At 32.9% G+C, this 386-nt stretch carries 1 protein-coding gene; it reads right to left on the minus strand.

The window, feature by feature from the left end:
• The coding region (locus ACLS0A_RS11055; RefSeq protein WP_416083513.1) for a P2 family phage major capsid protein at positions 1-279 on the minus strand (279 nt) is incomplete at its 3' end.
• Between the last annotated feature and the right edge of the window lie 107 nt (positions 280-386).

The following is a 386-nucleotide window of genomic DNA, read 5'->3' on the forward strand; positions in this document are numbered from 1 at the left end:
TGGGGAAATATGCCCTTTTTCTGGTGTGCGGTCGTGCTGGTTAATATTCGTTTGGCTAGGCATTGGCACGCTAATCCCTAGCGTTTCGCCTTTATGTTCTGTTGTTTTTATAATGTTAATTAAGCCTAAAAATGGTGAAATTTCTAGGGATTTAAAAAACTCCTTTTCTACTTTTCCGTCTAAATCAAAAACGGCTAATGCACCGTCAATATTGATTTTAAGCATTGTTGATAAATGTTGGATATAGTTGTTATATTGTTTTGCTGTAACGTTTTCCATCGTTTCTATTCCTAATATAAGTTATTAATTAATTTTTGAAAGCCTGTTTTTATTGTGGTTTGCTCTTTACTTTCTTTCTCTTTTTGTGCCAATGTTTTTAATTCATC

This window comes from Avibacterium volantium (assembly GCF_049366555.1).
GTDB lineage: Bacteria > Pseudomonadota > Gammaproteobacteria > Enterobacterales > Pasteurellaceae > Avibacterium > Avibacterium volantium_A.